At 67.2% G+C, this 14,802-nt stretch carries 14 protein-coding genes; 4 read left to right on the forward strand and 10 right to left on the reverse strand.

Features of this window, described 5'->3' with window-relative positions; all coding sequences use genetic code 11:
- Positions 1–7: 7 nt before the first annotated feature.
- Together rfbC and rfbA are read right to left on the reverse strand one after the other, a co-directional pair.
- On the reverse strand, positions 8–556 hold the full coding sequence (rfbC, locus tag AB0I19_RS22290) for a dTDP-4-dehydrorhamnose 3,5-epimerase (RefSeq protein WP_357150820.1): 549 nt from the start codon (positions 554–556) through the stop codon (positions 8–10).
- 3 nt (positions 557–559) lie between these two features.
- The gene (gene rfbA, locus AB0I19_RS22295; protein WP_357150821.1) at positions 560–1,432 is read right to left on the reverse strand and encodes a glucose-1-phosphate thymidylyltransferase RfbA; all 873 of its coding nucleotides are present in this window, start codon (positions 1,430–1,432) and stop codon (positions 560–562) included.
- A gap of 242 nt (positions 1,433–1,674) precedes the next feature.
- Here rfbA and AB0I19_RS22300 point away from each other — a divergent pair, with 242 nt between their 5' ends.
- A complete protein-coding gene (locus tag AB0I19_RS22300; RefSeq protein ID WP_357150822.1) occupies positions 1,675–2,724 on the forward strand; it encodes an alpha/beta hydrolase in 1,050 nt (349 codons plus the stop codon).
- Between the two features lie 117 nt (positions 2,725–2,841).
- On the opposite strand, the gene AB0I19_RS22305 is transcribed toward AB0I19_RS22300, so the two are convergent.
- Entirely contained in the window at positions 2,842–3,543 is a 702-nt protein-coding gene (locus tag AB0I19_RS22305) for a hypothetical protein (RefSeq protein WP_067640277.1), read from the reverse strand.
- 306 nt (positions 3,544–3,849) lie between these two features.
- Here AB0I19_RS22305 and rfbB point away from each other — a divergent pair, with 306 nt between their 5' ends.
- A complete protein-coding gene (rfbB, locus tag AB0I19_RS22310) occupies positions 3,850–4,851 on the forward strand; it encodes a dTDP-glucose 4,6-dehydratase (RefSeq protein WP_357150823.1) in 1,002 nt (333 codons plus the stop codon).
- Positions 4,852–4,876: 25 nt separating this feature from the next.
- On the opposite strand, the gene AB0I19_RS22315 is transcribed toward rfbB, so the two are convergent.
- Entirely contained in the window at positions 4,877–6,394 is a 1,518-nt protein-coding gene (locus AB0I19_RS22315; protein ID WP_357150824.1) for a DUF2142 domain-containing protein, read from the reverse strand.
- Positions 6,391–7,356, reverse strand: coding sequence for a glycosyltransferase (locus tag AB0I19_RS22320; protein WP_357150825.1), 966 nt, complete (start codon positions 7,354–7,356; stop codon positions 6,391–6,393). Before AB0I19_RS22320 ends, AB0I19_RS22315 begins: the two co-directional genes overlap by 4 nt.
- A gap of 128 nt (positions 7,357–7,484) precedes the next feature.
- On the opposite strand from AB0I19_RS22320, the gene AB0I19_RS22325 reads away from it, so the two are divergent.
- Together AB0I19_RS22325 and AB0I19_RS22330 are read left to right on the forward strand one after the other, a co-directional pair.
- Positions 7,485–8,015, forward strand: a complete 531-nt coding sequence (locus AB0I19_RS22325) for a GtrA family protein (protein ID WP_067640283.1) — start codon at positions 7,485–7,487, stop codon at positions 8,013–8,015.
- Between the two features lie 110 nt (positions 8,016–8,125).
- Positions 8,126–10,024 (forward strand): glycosyltransferase, encoded by a 1,899-nt coding sequence (locus tag AB0I19_RS22330; protein ID WP_357150826.1) that lies wholly within the window; start codon positions 8,126–8,128, stop codon positions 10,022–10,024.
- 72 nt (positions 10,025–10,096) lie between these two features.
- Here the strand turns inward: AB0I19_RS22330 and rsgA are convergent, their stop codons facing one another.
- The 5 genes from rsgA to AB0I19_RS22355 all read right to left on the reverse strand — a co-directional run bounded on the left by rsgA (position 10,097) and on the right by AB0I19_RS22355 (position 14,674).
- Positions 10,097–11,128, reverse strand: a complete 1,032-nt coding sequence (gene rsgA / locus AB0I19_RS22335) for a ribosome small subunit-dependent GTPase A (RefSeq protein ID WP_357150827.1) — start codon at positions 11,126–11,128, stop codon at positions 10,097–10,099.
- A gap of 235 nt (positions 11,129–11,363) precedes the next feature.
- Entirely contained in the window at positions 11,364–11,891 is a 528-nt protein-coding gene (locus AB0I19_RS22340) for a hypothetical protein (RefSeq protein ID WP_357150828.1), read from the reverse strand.
- Between the two features lie 39 nt (positions 11,892–11,930).
- On the reverse strand, positions 11,931–13,013 hold the full coding sequence (locus tag AB0I19_RS22345) for a glycosyltransferase family 2 protein (RefSeq protein ID WP_357150829.1): 1,083 nt from the start codon (positions 13,011–13,013) through the stop codon (positions 11,931–11,933).
- Entirely contained in the window at positions 13,010–13,828 is an 819-nt protein-coding gene (locus AB0I19_RS22350) for an ABC transporter ATP-binding protein (protein WP_067494791.1), read from the reverse strand. The genes AB0I19_RS22345 and AB0I19_RS22350 overlap by 4 nt, the downstream gene beginning before the upstream one ends.
- Positions 13,829–13,846: 18 nt before the next feature.
- On the reverse strand, positions 13,847–14,674 hold the full coding sequence (locus AB0I19_RS22355) for an ABC transporter permease (protein WP_067494965.1): 828 nt from the start codon (positions 14,672–14,674) through the stop codon (positions 13,847–13,849).
- Positions 14,675–14,802 lie beyond the last annotated feature (128 nt).

The raw sequence follows: 14,802 nt of genomic DNA on the forward strand, positions 1-14,802 counted from the left end.
CGGCGTATCAGGCGAACGGTGGCGCTGCTTGGTCTTTGGCGGAGCGGATGAAGGTGAGCGGGCGGCCGTCGCGGCCCTCGGTCGGCCAGTCGATGGCCAACCGGGGGTCGAAAGCGTCCAGGTCACGGTCGAATTCGGGGGTGTACTCGAGCGAGCACAGGTAGGTCACCGTCGAGTAGTTCTCCAGCGAGAGGATGGCGTGGCCGAGACCCTCGGACAGGAACACCGAGCGGCGTTCCACGTCGTCGAGCAGCACGCTGTCCCAGCGGCCGTAGGTGGGCGAACCCGGTCGCAGGTCGACGACCACGTCGAGAAAGGCGCCGCGCACACACGTCACATACTTGGCCTGGCCCGGCGGGTCCTCGGTGTAGTGGATGCCGCGCAATACCCCCGCGGCCGACACCGAGGTGTTCACCTGGTGCAGGTCGAAGGGCCGCCCGGTGGCCTTCTCGAACTCCGAGGCCTTGAACGACTCGCAGAACATGCCGCGGTCGTCGCCGAGCAGGCGGGGAGTGACCACCCACGCGCCGGGGATGGCCAGTTCACGGATCTCCATGCGCTACCAGTCTTTTCCGCGGTCGATCAGGTCGAGCAGGTAGCGGCCGTAGCCGGAGCGAACCATCGGCTCGGCCAGTTCGCACAGCTGGTCGTCGGAGATCAGGCCGCGCCGCCACGCCACCTCCTCGGGCACCCCGATCTTGAGGCCCTGGCGTTCCTCGATGGTCCGCACGTAGTTGGCGGCGTCGAGCAGCGAGTCGAAGGTGCCGGTGTCGAGCCAGGCGGTGCCACGCGCGAGCACGTCGACGCTGAGCCTGCCCTGCTCGAGATAGGCGCGGTTGATATCCGTGATCTCGTACTCCCCGCGCGCCGACGGACGCAGCTCGCGCGCGATCTCGACCACGTCGTTGTCGTAGAAGTACAGACCGGGGATGGCGTAGTTGGAGCGCGGCACCTTCGGCTTCTCCTCGATGGAGACCGCGCGACCGTCCACGAACTCCACCACGCCGTAGGCGGTGGGGTCGCTCACCCAGTAGGCGAACACCGCGCCGCCGTCGATGTCGTGGAAGCGGTGCAGGCTGGCGCCGAGGCCGGGGCCGTGGAAGATGTTGTCGCCGAGCACGAGCGCGGCGGGTTCGGTGCCGATGTGGTCGGCGCCGAGCACGAAAGCCCTGGCCAGGCCGTCGGGTTCGGGCTGGACCACGTAGCTGATCGACACCCCGAACTGGCTGCCGTCACTGAGCAACCGGGTGAACGCCTCGGCATCCTCCGGCGTGGTGATGACGAGAATGTCGTCGATCCCTGCCAACATGAGGGTGGACAAGGGGTAATAGACCATCGGTTTGTCGTAGACCGGGACGAGCTGCTTGCTCACCCCGCGCGTGATCGGGTGCAGCCGCGATCCGGTGCCGCCCGCCAAGATGATTCCGCGCATAGGTGGCAAGTCTGCCAGCTCCGGTGCGGCAGGAGTCGGGGAGGTTCCGACACGTGGACGAATTGATCACGAACGTTTCGCAACCGGGTGTGTCGGTCGATAACTGGGACACGACGGCGTTCATCTGATTATGTGAGCGTCGATGTGTGAAACATCACTGTGTTAGATGTCAGCGTCGACATCCGATCCGGGGCTCGCACCCGGGCCACCGAGTCGACGCGCCAGTGTGAGGTAGGTGCGCGATGGAAGCCTCGAAGATCGGCAGGCCCGGTGTGTTGGGCGGGATCGTCCCCGCCGCCCCCAGGGTCACCACCAGCCCGAAGGCGGCGGGAATCGTCGTCAACTCCGGGCGGACGAGCACCGCGTCACGCGTGCTGATGGGTGCCTGCGTCGGCGTCGTCGGACCGCTGCTGCGCACCGTCCCCATCAACCGGACAACCATCCCCATCGGCGGAATCGCCGTCGACCTGCTCGCGCGCCTGCGCCCCGAACCGACGGGCATCGAGCGCGAACAGATCCAGCTCGACGGGTTCAAGATGGAGATGATCCGTCCCGCGGGCGCCTCGCGGGCGCTGCGCCACGGCGCGCTGCTGTATCTGCACGGTGGCGGCTTCGCCGTCTGCGGATTGTCGACCCATCGGGCCGTCGCGGCCGGGCTGGCCAGGCGGACCGGGCTGCCGGTGCTCAATGTGGAATACCGTCAGCTGCCGGGTTCGATCGACGCCTCCATCGACGACTGCGTCCTGGCCTACCGCTGGCTGCTGCGCCACGGCGCCGACCCGGGCCGCATCGTCTTCGCCGGTGACTCGGCGGGCGGGTTCCTCACCTTCGCCACCGCGCTGCGCGCCCGAGACATCGGATTGCCGCTGCCCGCCGGTCTCGTCGGCTTGAGTCCGCTGCTCGATCTGGACTACCGGGCGAAGAAGGACTACGTGAATGTGCGCCGCGACGCCTACATTCCGCTGGCCGGGCTGGAGGCCGTGGTCCGCCTCGGCGCCGAGCACGAGGGTCCGCTCGACGCGAAGCTCTCGCCGGTCAACGCCGACCTGGTCGGGTTGCCTCCGGTACTGCTGATCGCGGCCGAAGACGAATTACTGCGCTACGACTGCGAACTCATGGCCCATCGGCTCGGCGCGGCGGGTGTGCCGCACACACTCGAGCTGTGGCGGGGGCAGGTGCACGCCTTCATGAGCATCCTGCCGGACATGCCGGAGAGCCGTTCGGCGCTCGGGCGGGTCGCCAAGTTCGTGCGGGAAGCGGTGGCGCCCGCCGAACGTGCCCGCACCGCCTGACCTCGAAACGACAGGTGCCCCGCCGCAACTTTTTCGAGTCGCAGCGGGGCACCGGAGCATCTACCTACTCGCGAAGATGGTTACGCGAGTGCGGTTATCGCACGTTCCGAACCGGAATTACTTGGCCGGCGGGGTGAACGGCGAGGTGACGGTGGCGAAGTACTGGATCGCCGCACCGATGGCGACCGGAGCGGTGATGAACAGCTGACCGGCCAGCACACCGAGGAAGCCGACAGCGGCGGCACCGGCGATGCAGCCGGCCAGCGGGCCCGCGCCGAACAGGGCGAGGAGGGCACCGGTCAGGACCAGGCCGGCACCGGCACCGGCGATGCAGCCGACAGCCGCGCCACCGAGGCCACCGACGAGGGCACCCATGGTGGCGCCGACGGAGATGGTGTCCTTCAGACGGTTGAACGCCGCGACCTCACGGTCGTACTCGGTCTTCCAGGGCGCCTGCGCCTCGTAAGGCAGGGCGACCGGCTTGTAGACGGCCTTGGCCGGGTCCATCACCGGGGTCAGGGTGGCGGTGTTGCCGGAGATCTCGGCCACGATCGGGAGCTCGTGCTCTTCGATGCGGAACGCCAGCGGGGTGCCCGCGACGACGGTGCCGTCGGCCGCCTTGATCTTCAGGACATTGTCCTCGACGACCATCGAGCCGGCGTCGGTGGTGACGACGGCCTTCGAGTCCTCGACGATTTCGGCGGTGTAGTTGATCGGGGCAGCGGCGGCGGGGGCCTCTTCGGCGTGCGCGGTGCCGGCGGCGACGCCCATGGCAGCGATCAGCAGCGCCGAAGTGGCGGCGAATTTCCTCATCAGCATTTTTGTTGAACCTCGATGTTGGAGCGTTCGGAGGGGACCCGATGATCAAAAGCCCCCGCAGCTAACGAGCGGTGAACCACCTGTGTACTTCTATTCAAATTCTGTTCACCGTTGATACCCCAGGGCCGGTGCGCACCTAGAAACCTGAGTGCCGACTAGGGTTTTTCTCAGGAAAGCAGACCCCGGGTCGTAACCTGAACGCGCCGGGTGTGACGGACATCACGGTGTAAATACCGTGACTGTTTCTACCTGGGCGAGCGCCGGTTCGCTTTCTGTCCCCGATCGCGAGCACGTATCGTTGTCGCCGTGCGAGTGCTCGTTACCGGCGGGGCCGGATTCATCGGTGCGAATTTCGTCCAGCAGACGGTGGCCACGCGCCCCGACGTAGCGGTGACCGTCCTCGACGCGCTCACCTACGCCGGAAACCGTGCGTCGCTCGATCCGGTGGCCGACCGCATCGAATTCGTCCACGGCGACATCGCCGATCTCGACCTCGTCGACAATCTCGTCAGCGGTGTCGACGCGGTTGTACATTTCGCGGCCGAATCACACAACGACAACTCGCTCGCCGAGCCGTGGCCGTTCGTGCAGACCAATATCGTCGGCACCTACTCCCTGCTGCAGGCCGTGCGCCGCCACGACGTGCGCTACCACCACGTTTCCACCGACGAGGTCTACGGCGACCTCACCCCCGACGACCCCGCCTTCACCGAAACAACGGCCTACAACCCGTCGAGCCCGTATTCGGCGACGAAAGCGGGCAGCGATCTGCTCGTGCGCGCCTGGACCCGTTCCTTCGGTGTGCGCGCCACGCTGTCGAACTGTTCCAACAATTACGGCCCGTATCAGCACGTGGAGAAATTCATCCCACGCCAGATCACCAATTTGATCGACGGCGTGCGCCCGCGTTTGTACGGTGCCGGTCATCAGGTGCGCGACTGGATTCACGTCGACGATCACAATCGCGCGGTGTGGGAAATTCTCGAGCGCGGCCGAATCGGGCAGACCTATCTCATCGGCGCCGATGGTGAACTCGACAACCTCACCGTTGTGCAGTTGATTCTGGAAGCGTTCGATCGCGAGCCAACCGATTTCGACCACGTCACCGACCGGCCCGGCCACGATCAGCGCTACGCGATCGATGCGAGCCTGCTGCGCACGGAACTCGGCTGGTCACCGCGCTACAGCGACTTCCGGGCCGGGCTGGCCGACACCATCACCTGGTACCGCGAGAACGAGGACTGGTGGCGACCGAAGAAGGCCGACACCGAACGCGCCTACGCCGCCGCGGGCGAACAGAAACTCTGACGGACTACACCGTCGTCCGCGGGGGTCAGCCCCAGACGACGGTGTAATACGTTGCGGCAGCGGCGATCAGCGCGATCAGCGACGCGCAGGCCACGGTGAGTCCTGGCCCGCGGGTCGGGACGGCACCGTCGGCATCGCGCAGCCGCAGCGGGACCAAGCGGATCACCACCGCGATACCGAGGATGGCCAGCGGCACGAAGTACCTGCCCTGCACGCCGTCGATGATGTAGTAGTCCACCGGCGTGAACGACATGTACAGCGTCACGTAGACCATCGCCACGCTGGCGAGCACCGTCGCCGCGACGATCAGGGTGCGGCGCAGGGTGCTGGTCAGCAGGTCGGCGATGCCGAAGCTCACCGCGAACGCGATCAGGCAGGCCAGCATCGTCAGCGCGGGCGCGTCGACGTAGGCGAAGCCGAGTTCACCGAAGAACTGGTTGAACCAGCGGTGATCGCGCAGGGCGATGCTCTCGCCGAAGGTGTGTACGAAGTGCAGCGGGTCGCCGAGGATCCCGCGCAGCTGGTCACCGGGACGCACCTGACCCCACTGGTGCGGCGGGCGCATCAGGCTCATGCCGTCGCCGGTCGGTGCGGCGATCTTGGTCCAGACCAGGAACAGCGTGCCGCCGGTGATCGCGAACACCCACGGCAGCACCTTCAGCTTGCCGGTGAAGCCGAGGCGTTCGGCGGGCACGACCACGATCAGCATGGCCAACAGCACGTAGGCGGGTTTGCTCAGCGGCAGCGCGATCGTGGCGGCCAGCAGGGCGGCGGTCTCTGGCTTGCTCAGCCGGTCACCGATGAACAGCGCCTTCACCAGCAGCGCCGAGATCAGAATGGCCAGCGCGTTGGTGAGCGTGTCGGCGGTGACGGTGCCCGCCTGGAACAGCGCGATCGGCAGCACGGCCACGGTGAACACCAGCCACTGGCTGCGCCGCTGCCGCAGGGCGTAGAGCCCGAACCCGACCACCGCGAGGTAGGCCGCCAACCCGGCCAGGCGGGTGAGCAGGTACATCCCGCCGATGTTCAGCCCTAGCGCCTCGCCCGCCCGGATGCCGACGGCGGCAGGCACATACGGCACGGGGGAGTAGGCGGCGGTGTTGGTGAACCACATCGGCCGGGTCGCCGAGGAGATGTCGGCACCGGCGAGCCGGTCGTAGGCGCCGGGGTCGGCGACCATCGCGCCCGGTTCCTCGGGGTTGTCGTTGTAGTCGCGGAACGCGTAGCCCATGAGCTCGTCGATGCTCACCGGGATCTGCCCGCCGTAGGCGACACCGCGATCGTCGTGGATGCGCTGCGGGAACACCCCGCCGTGCGCCACCTGGTAGGCGCGGCCGAACTGGGTGATCTCGTCGTGGCCCCAGAACGCGGGGGTGAGCACGGCGAACAGGGCGCCGAACACCGTCGCGAGCACGGCGAACGCCACCGTCGCGGCACCGAACCGGCCGGTCAGGGAACGGACGGGGGCGGGCAGGCGGTCTTTGCGCTCGGTCGCGGGTACCTGTTCGGCGGCGACGGTTTCCGGTTCGACGGTGCTGGTCACCGACGGTCTCCGGCCGCGATGTCCGTGCTCTCGCCGACGGCCGAATACCGCAGGTACACCAGCCGCGCCGCTTCGTGACGCGACCGGCGGATGCCGTCCAGAATCAGCCCAGCGGTCCAGGCCAGGCAGCCGAGCAGCATCAGCGTGAACGCGAAGAACAGCGTCGGGAACCGCGCCACCTCGTGGGTGTTGTAGAACTCGATCACGATCGGCACGGTGAGGACCACCGAGAACAGCAGGGCCAGCGTGCCGAACAGGCCGTAGAAGGCGACCGGGCGTTCGTGCCTGGCCAGGCCGAGGATCAGGGCGAGGATCTTGGTGCCGTCGCGGTAGGTGCGCAGTTTCGATTCGCTGCCCGCGGGGCGGTCACGGAAACCCACCTGCACCGCGGTCTGCGGAACGCGCAGGTGCAGCGAGTGCACGGTCAGTTCGGTCTCGATCTCGAACTCGCGGGAGACGGCGGGGAAGCTCTTGACGAAGCGGCGCGAGAACACCCGGAAACCGCTCAGCATGTCTTCGACGTTGTCGCCGAACACCTTGCCGACCACGCCGTTGAGCACCTTGTTGCCGGTCTCGTGCCCGGACCGGTAGGCGTTGGTGTCCTCGTCCTGCTTGCGCACACCGAGCACGTGATCGTAGGGGCCCTCGAGCAGGGTCTTGATCATCAGCGGTGCGGCCGACGCCTCGTAGGTGTCGTCGCCGTCGATCATCAGGTAGACGTCGGCCTCGATATCGGCGAAGGCGCGGCGAACCACATTGCCCTTGCCCTTGGTGTTCTCGTAGCGCACGATCGCCCCGGCCTCACGGGCGCATTCGGCGGTGCGGTCGGTGCTCAGGTTGTCGTAGACGTAGACGACGATCCCCGGCACGGCGGCCTTCAGGTCGGCGACGACCTTGGCGACCGCGGCCTCTTCGTTGTGGCAGGGGACCACGGCGGCAATGCGAAGCTCGGTGGAGTCCACCCGGGTCAATCCTCAGATGTAGGCATTAAAAGGGTCACCGGGAGGGTACACAGCACAGGTCTTCGGCGCTCATCCGGTTCGCCGAGCGTAACTCGGGGACACGCCGGTCCTCGGTGTACCGTCGGCCCGTGTCCCACCCTGATCTATCCGAGCCCGCCCCCGCTTCGCTGCTGACGAAGGTGACGACGGCGTTGCGGCAGGGGGCGGCGTTCCTCGTCGTCGGCGCGGTCGGTTTCCTCGTCGACGCCGGTACGTACAACCTGCTGGTGTTCTGGGGCGGCGGATTGTCGCTGTCCGAAGGTGTGCTCTATCACTCCCCGCTCACCGCGAAAGTCGTCGCGATCGTGGTGGCGACGGTGGTCACCTACTTCGGCAACAAGTGGTGGACCTTCGCGCACAAGAAGTCCGGCAGCGCGGGCCGCGAATACCTGTTGTACGCGCTGGTGAATGTCGTGGCGATCGGCCTGCAACTGGGCTGCCTCGGCTTTTCCCGCTATGTGCTCGACCTGTCGTCGCCGCTGTCGGACAACATTTCCGCGACCGTCATCGGCCAGACGCTTGCTGTCATATTCCGTTATTGGGCCTACGACAAATTCGTGTTCACCGGCGCCGAGGCAACCGGTGAGCAACACGCGCGGGGTGCTGTTACCCCTCACTGACGGCGCCCGGCCCGGCGGTGATTGATATCCTCACCCCGCCCGCCGCGCCGCCCTTTCCTTACGTGACTGCTTGCGTCGGCGCAGTCGATACCGAGAATTTCGAGGACTTCATGGAGCAGTCGGCTACTCGAGTCGTGACCGAATCGAACGAACGGCACGAGGCCGCACCCGCGTCACTGCGTGGTGAACACTCGGCACCCGAACGCTTGGTCCTGGCCAGGGGCATCTTCACCGGCCCGTCGGCCCGGGTGAGCGACGAGCTCTACGCCGTCGTCAAGGGCGGTGCCGCCATCCGCGAGCGCCTGTCGCTGCACCTGCCCAAGGGCGCGACCGCGCACACGAACACCTACTTCGGTCGCTTCGCCGCCAGCTACTGGCAGCGCTGGACCACCGTCACCGAGGTGACCGCCACGGCCAACCTGCGGGTGGGGCACAAGGCCAATGTGCGCCTGGTCGCCTCCGATATCGCCGGCCACCGCCGCATCGTCGCCTCGCTCGTGGCGACCAGCAGCGGGTTCGTGAGCCTGTCCGCGCCGCTGGATCAGTACGTCGACGGTGGTGCGCTGTGGCTCGAGTTCGACGCGCTCGGCGGCGAACTCGACATCACCGAGCTCACCTGGACCGCCAAGGCGCCCGAGACGGTTCGCCCGGTCGCCATCGCGATCTGCACCTTCAACCGGGCCGAGGACTGCGCCCACACCGTCGCCGCGCTGGCCTCGGACCCCACGGTGCTGGCCGCCATCGACGCGGTCTACGTCGTGGACCAGGGCACCGACCTGGTCGAGAACCGGCCGCTGTTCCAGCAGGTCCGCCCCGATTTCGGCGACAAGCTGCGCTACATCCGTCAGCCCAATCTCGGTGGCGCGGGCGGCTTCACCCGTGGCCTGTACGAGGTGTCGGCGGCCAACGAGCACGCCGACGTCATCCTGATGGACGACGACATCCTCTGCGAGCCCGAGACCGTCCTGCGCCTGCAGGCCTTCGCGAACCTGACGGTCGAGCCGACCCTGGTGGGTGCGCAGATGCTGTTCCTGCTCAACCCCGACTACCTCAACGTGGGCGCCGAGGACGTGCGCCTGGGCGAGCTCAAGCACGGGCAGAAGGTGCCCAAGGCGCTGCGCAACACCTCCATGCTCAAGAAGAACCAGGAGCGCCGCGTCGACGCCGGCTACAACGCCTGGTGGACCTGCCTGATCCCGGCCGAGGTCGTGAAGAAGATCGGCCTTCCGGTCCCGATCTTCTTCCAGTGGGACGACGTCGAATACGGCATCCGGGCCCGCGAGCACGGTTTCGTCACCGTCACCCTGCCCAATGCCGCCGTCTGGCACGCCGACTTCTACTGGAAGGACTACGACGACTGGGCGCGCTACTTCTCCACGCGCAACTCGCTCATCGTCGGCGCCCTGCACACCGATCTCGACGGCAAGGCCATCACCAAGGACTTCTTCCGCTACATCGCCGAACACCTCGTCGGCATGCAGTACGGCCTGGTGCACACCACCCTGCAGGGCATCGAGGACTTCATGAAGGGTCCGAAGGTGTTGCGCGACGGCGGAATCGAGGCGCTGGCCGCGGCCCGTACCTCCCGCAACGACTACCCCGAGACCATCAAGCACCCCGCCGCGACCCCGCCGGTGAACTCCGCCGAGATCCAGGTGCGCCGGGCGAGCGGTGAGCCGAGCCGCATCACCCTCGTGCTCATCAAGCGCGCGATCATGCAGTGGACCGGGCGCACCCAGCACGGCCTGATCGGTGTCACCCGCGAGGACGCGCACTGGTGGCATGTGGGCCTGTTCGACCACGTGGTCGTCACCGACGCCTCCCAGTCGGGTGTCCGCGTGCGCCGCCGCGACAAGGCCCGCGCCCGCGCTCTGCTCATCCGCACCTACCGCACGCTGCGCAAACTCCGCCGCGAACTCCCCAGGCTCCAGGCCGAATACCGTGCGGCGGTTCCCGAACTCACCAGCCGTGAGAACTGGGCCCGCCTCTACGGCATCGACCCCAGCTGACCGAGATCACCACGCTCTGGTGGCGGGATCGCCCGAGAGGCTTCCGCCACCAGAGCGTGGTGATCGGCTAGGTCAGCGGTAGCCGCGTTCGCGGTACTGCTTGCGGTGTTGCTTGGCGATGGAGCGCCAGGCGCGTTCGCGTTCGGCGGCCAGGCGCTTGTCGGTGCGCGCGGCCATCCACTCGTTCTCCTTCGCCAGCTTGCGGTAGCTGGTGAGGCGGCGCTCGGTGATGGTGCCGTCGGCGATGCCCGCCTGGACCGCGCAGCCCGGTTCGGTCTCGTGCGCGCAGTCGGCGAAACGGCAATCAGCGGCGAGGGATTCGATGTCGCTGAAGGTCTTGCCGATACCGTCGGCGGCGTCGTAGAGGCCGATGCCGCGTAGCCCCGGTGTGTCGATGAGGGTGCCGCCGCCGGGGAGCGGTCGCAGTTCCCGGTGGACTGTTGTATGGCGGCCCTTGCCGTCCACCGCGCGAACGGCGTTGGTGGCGAACACTTCCGCGCCGAGCAGGGCGTTGGCCAGGGTCGACTTGCCCGCGCCGGACGGCCCGATCAGGGCAACCGTGCCGTGCAGCACGGCCGTGAGCACATCCAGCCCTGTCTCGGCGGCGGCACTCACCGCGAGCACCGTCGCCCCCGGCGCGACCGCGCGCACCTCGTCGAGCGGAAGATGATCCGCCGCATCGGCTTTGGTGAGCACGACCACGGGCTGTGCATTGCTCTCCCAGGCGAGGGCGAGCATGCGCTCGATCCGGCCCAGGTCGACGTCGCCGTCGGCGGCACTGCAGATCAGCACGGTGTCGACATTGGTGGCGAGCACCTGGGCGACCGAGCGCCCCGACACCGACGATCGCATGATCGCCGAGCGGCGCGGAAGCAGCAGGCGCACAGTGCCTTCGGCATCGAGACCGACCCAGTCGCCGGTGCACAAGCCGGTGATGTCACGCGGACAGGCGGCACGAGACGGGCCGCCCGGTGCGACCACATCGCATTCGCTGCGATCCATCCGGACGATGCGTGCGGGCACGAGATCGCCGAGCAGCGGGAGATATTCGGTAGCTACGGCTTCGGTCCAGCCGTAAGGGACGAGCAGGTCGTAGTCGACCATCGGTAGAAGTCCTTCGTCGGGCGCTGAGCCCGACGTCGGGCTCAGCGAGTAGAGGTGATGTCCGGAGCGGTCGGGGCGCCATCGCGCACCCCGGGCACGGCAATCCACACGTCTGTACTCACGGACATCCACCTCCTCTCCAACGTTGCTCCTACTGTGCCGCATACCCGCGGCACCGCACAACCGATTTATCCCGGCGAGAGCCCGATCGGCTCACCATGGGTATCGACGCAGGTCAGGGAACGACGACCTCGGTCGAAGCGGGCAGGCTCGGCCGGTCGGTGCGCACGGTGAGCTGGAACCGGCCGGGACCGGTGGGGGCGATCACCTGGAACGGGTAGGTGCTGTTGTGCCGGGCGGGGACGAAATGCGTCATGGAGCCGGTGACGCCGTTGTCCAGGTTCCGCCAGTCGACGATGACGTTCACATCGCAGGTGAGCAGGGCGGGCGCCATGTTGCCGAGCAGGCCGTGCGAGATGCGCAGCGAGATGCTGTGGGTGGCGCCGGGCGCCACGCTCGGGTCGTTGAGCGGTCCGTCGAACGCGGTGCCGCCCACGTTGACGATGCCGAAGCACACGCCGTTGCCGAGCGTGGGGACGGGGGCCGTGCGCACTTCGTTCATCACGCAGGAGCGGGGGCCGACATTGGATGCGCCGAGCTGACAGGTGTCGTCGGCGGTTGCGGTGCCCGGCACGGCAAGGCACAGCGCGCTGCCTGCGAGAACGGCGGCAGCGGCGGACGCGAAACTCGTTCGTAAGGTCACCTATCGAATCCTAGGTCGCGGGCCCCAGGATCTATGCCCCTATTTCTGGGGGCCTCGCTGGTCCGGCTTGCCGAACTGCTCATTGCGTCCGAGCGAGCGCAACCGGAACCATTCCTTCAAGCCCGCCGGATCGCGGCGCGTCACCAGAAAGAACCAGGAGAATCGAATCCACTCCTGCGGCAACAGCTTCCGCATACCGGGTTGCGACATCAGGTACCCGCGATTGCGGTAGGTGAAGTAGCGCTTCACCGGATCGTCGGGGTACTGGGTGTGCATGCGCCCGCCGAGGATCGGCTTGAACTCCTCGGCACCGTTGGGGTGCAGGTACGCGGTCTGCAGGCAGGTGCCGAACGGCAGGCCCGACCGGACCAGGCGCCGATGCACCTCCACCTCGTCGCCACGCACGAACAGGCGCAGGTCGGGCACACCGATCAGGTCGACGGCCTTCGCCGAGATCAGCGCGCCGTTGAACAGCGACGCGATGCCGGGCAGGAAGTCCTCGTCACCGAGCTCCGAGCGTCGCCTGCGCCACACCACGCCGCGGCGCAGCGGGAAAGCGAGCCGATCGGGGTCGTCGATATCGCACACCACCGGCGATACCTCGACCAGGTTGTGCCTGCGCGCGCAATCGATCAGCGTCGCGAGGACTTCCGGGCCGTCGGGTCGGCCGTCGTCGTCGGCCAGCCACACCCAGTCCGCGCCCTGGGTGAGCGCGTGCAGCATGCCGAGCGCGAAACCGCCCGCGCCGCCGAGGTTGTGGCGCGAACCGAGGTAGGTGGCCTCGATGGGCTGCTGGGCGACCAGCTCGGCCACCTCGTCCTCGTTGGCGTTGTCGACGACGATCAGATGGTCGATCGGACGCGACTGCGAGGCAAGTACTTTCAGCGATTCGGCGAGCAGTTCGCGGCGCCTGTGGGTGACGACGACCGCGATGATCCGCGCGTCCGGCCCGGTGTCGGTGCTCAGGTCGGCCGGTTCGGCGCCTGCGGGCAGCTCGGGCTCCTCGGTCACGGGCAGCACGGCGGCGGGCTCAATCGGGGCAACCCCCGCCTCGAGCCGATCGGCCATGCTGAACCCACCGGGCACAGCGGCCGGGACAGCGTCCTCACTGTGACCGCTCATGCCTGATTCTGCTCCAATTCTTTGTCGCCCTGCTCGGCTTCCAGCTCGCGAAGCACCTGTGCCACGTGATTACCCGCCTCGGGCCCCTCATACGCTCGCACAACGTCTTCGATGCCGCCCTGCTCACGGATGCGACCGTGGTCGATCCACATCGCGGTATCGCACAGCTGGGCGAGAAATTCGTTGGAGTGGCTGGCGAAAACGAGGATGCCCGACCGCGCGACCAGCGACTGCAGCCGGGTACGCGCCTTCTTCATGAACTCGGCGTCGACGGCGCCGATGCCCTCGTCGAGCAGCAGGATCTCGGGGTCGATGGAGGTGACCACACCCATCGCCAGGCGCACCCGCATACCCGTGGAGTAGGTGCGCAACGGCATCGACAGGTACTCGCCGAGCTCGGTGAAGTCGGCGATCTCGTCGATCTTGGCCAGCATCTGCTTGCGGGTCTGCCCGAGGAACAGGCCGCGGATGATGATGTTCTCGTAGCCGGAGATCTCCGGGTCCATGCCGACACCCAGGTCGAACACGGGTGCCACCCGGCCGCGGATGCGCGCACTGCCGCGCGAGGGTTCGTATATGCCGGAGAGCAGGCGAAGCAGCGTCGACTTGCCCGCGCCGTTGTGCCCGACGAGCCCGACCCGGTCGCCTTCCTTGAGCGAGAGGTTGATCTCGCGCAACGCCTCGACCACGACAACATCGGAACTGTTGCGCCCGATCGCGCCGCCCGCCTTACCGAGGAAGGCCTTCTTCAGCGACCGCGACTTGGCGTCGAAGATCGGGAACTCGACCCACGCGTCATGGGTTTCGATACTCACACGGCTCACGACAGTCTCCTAAACCCAGTACGGGACGCGGGCACGGTACTGCTTGAGCGCCAGGATCGCGACCACCCAGCCGACCACCGTGATCGCGCCGACGATGGCCCAGGAATGCCAGTCGGTGGGCTCGCCGAGCAGCGGGCCGCGCACGATCTCGAGGTAGTGGAAGGTCGGGATGATCTCGATCAGCTTGGCCCGGTCGCTCATGCCGCCGACCGAGTTCTCCAGCGCCTTCGTCGACCACATCACCGGGGTCAGCACGAACAGCATCAGCGTCATCGAGCCGAGGATCGGGGCGATGTCGCGGTAGCGGGTGGAGAAGATGCCGAACACGATCGACACCCACATGGCATTGAGGAACAGCAGCAGGATCGCCGGAACAACCAGCAACAACGTCCAGTCCAGATCGCGCCAGATGGAGAACGCGAGCAGTAGCACCGCGTAGATCGCCGCGTTGTGGATGAAGAACAGGAACTGGCGCCACACCAGGCGATACACATGCACGCTCAGCGCCGAGGGCAACTGTTTGATCAGTCCCTCGTTGGCGATGAACACATCCGAACCCTCGAGGATCGACGCGCTGATCACGTTCCAGACGATCAAACCGACCGTCACATACGGCAGGTACTCGCTGATGGGCTGATTCAGCAGCGTCGAATACAGCAGGCCCATCGCCAGCGCCTGCAGACCGGTCGCGATGGTGATCCAGAACGGACCGAGCACCGACCGGCGATAGCGCTGCTTGATGTCCTGCCAACCCAGCGACAACCACAGCTCACGCTGATGGAACCCGTCGCGCATGTCTTTGAAAGCGCGCCGGAACGTCTGCGAATCCGACACCATCGGCGTCTTCACCAGCAGCGGGGCGTCGGCGGTCTGTTCGGCGGCGGCCGCGTCGGCCACCTCGGCTTCGGTCGGTGTGTCGTCGGTATGCACGGGGCTCTCTTCGGTACGCGCGTCACCCTGGTCGG

Origin of the sequence: Nocardia sp. NPDC050413, from assembly GCF_040655475.1 — a bacterium.
Classification (GTDB): domain Bacteria; phylum Actinomycetota; class Actinomycetes; order Mycobacteriales; family Mycobacteriaceae; genus Nocardia; species Nocardia coubleae.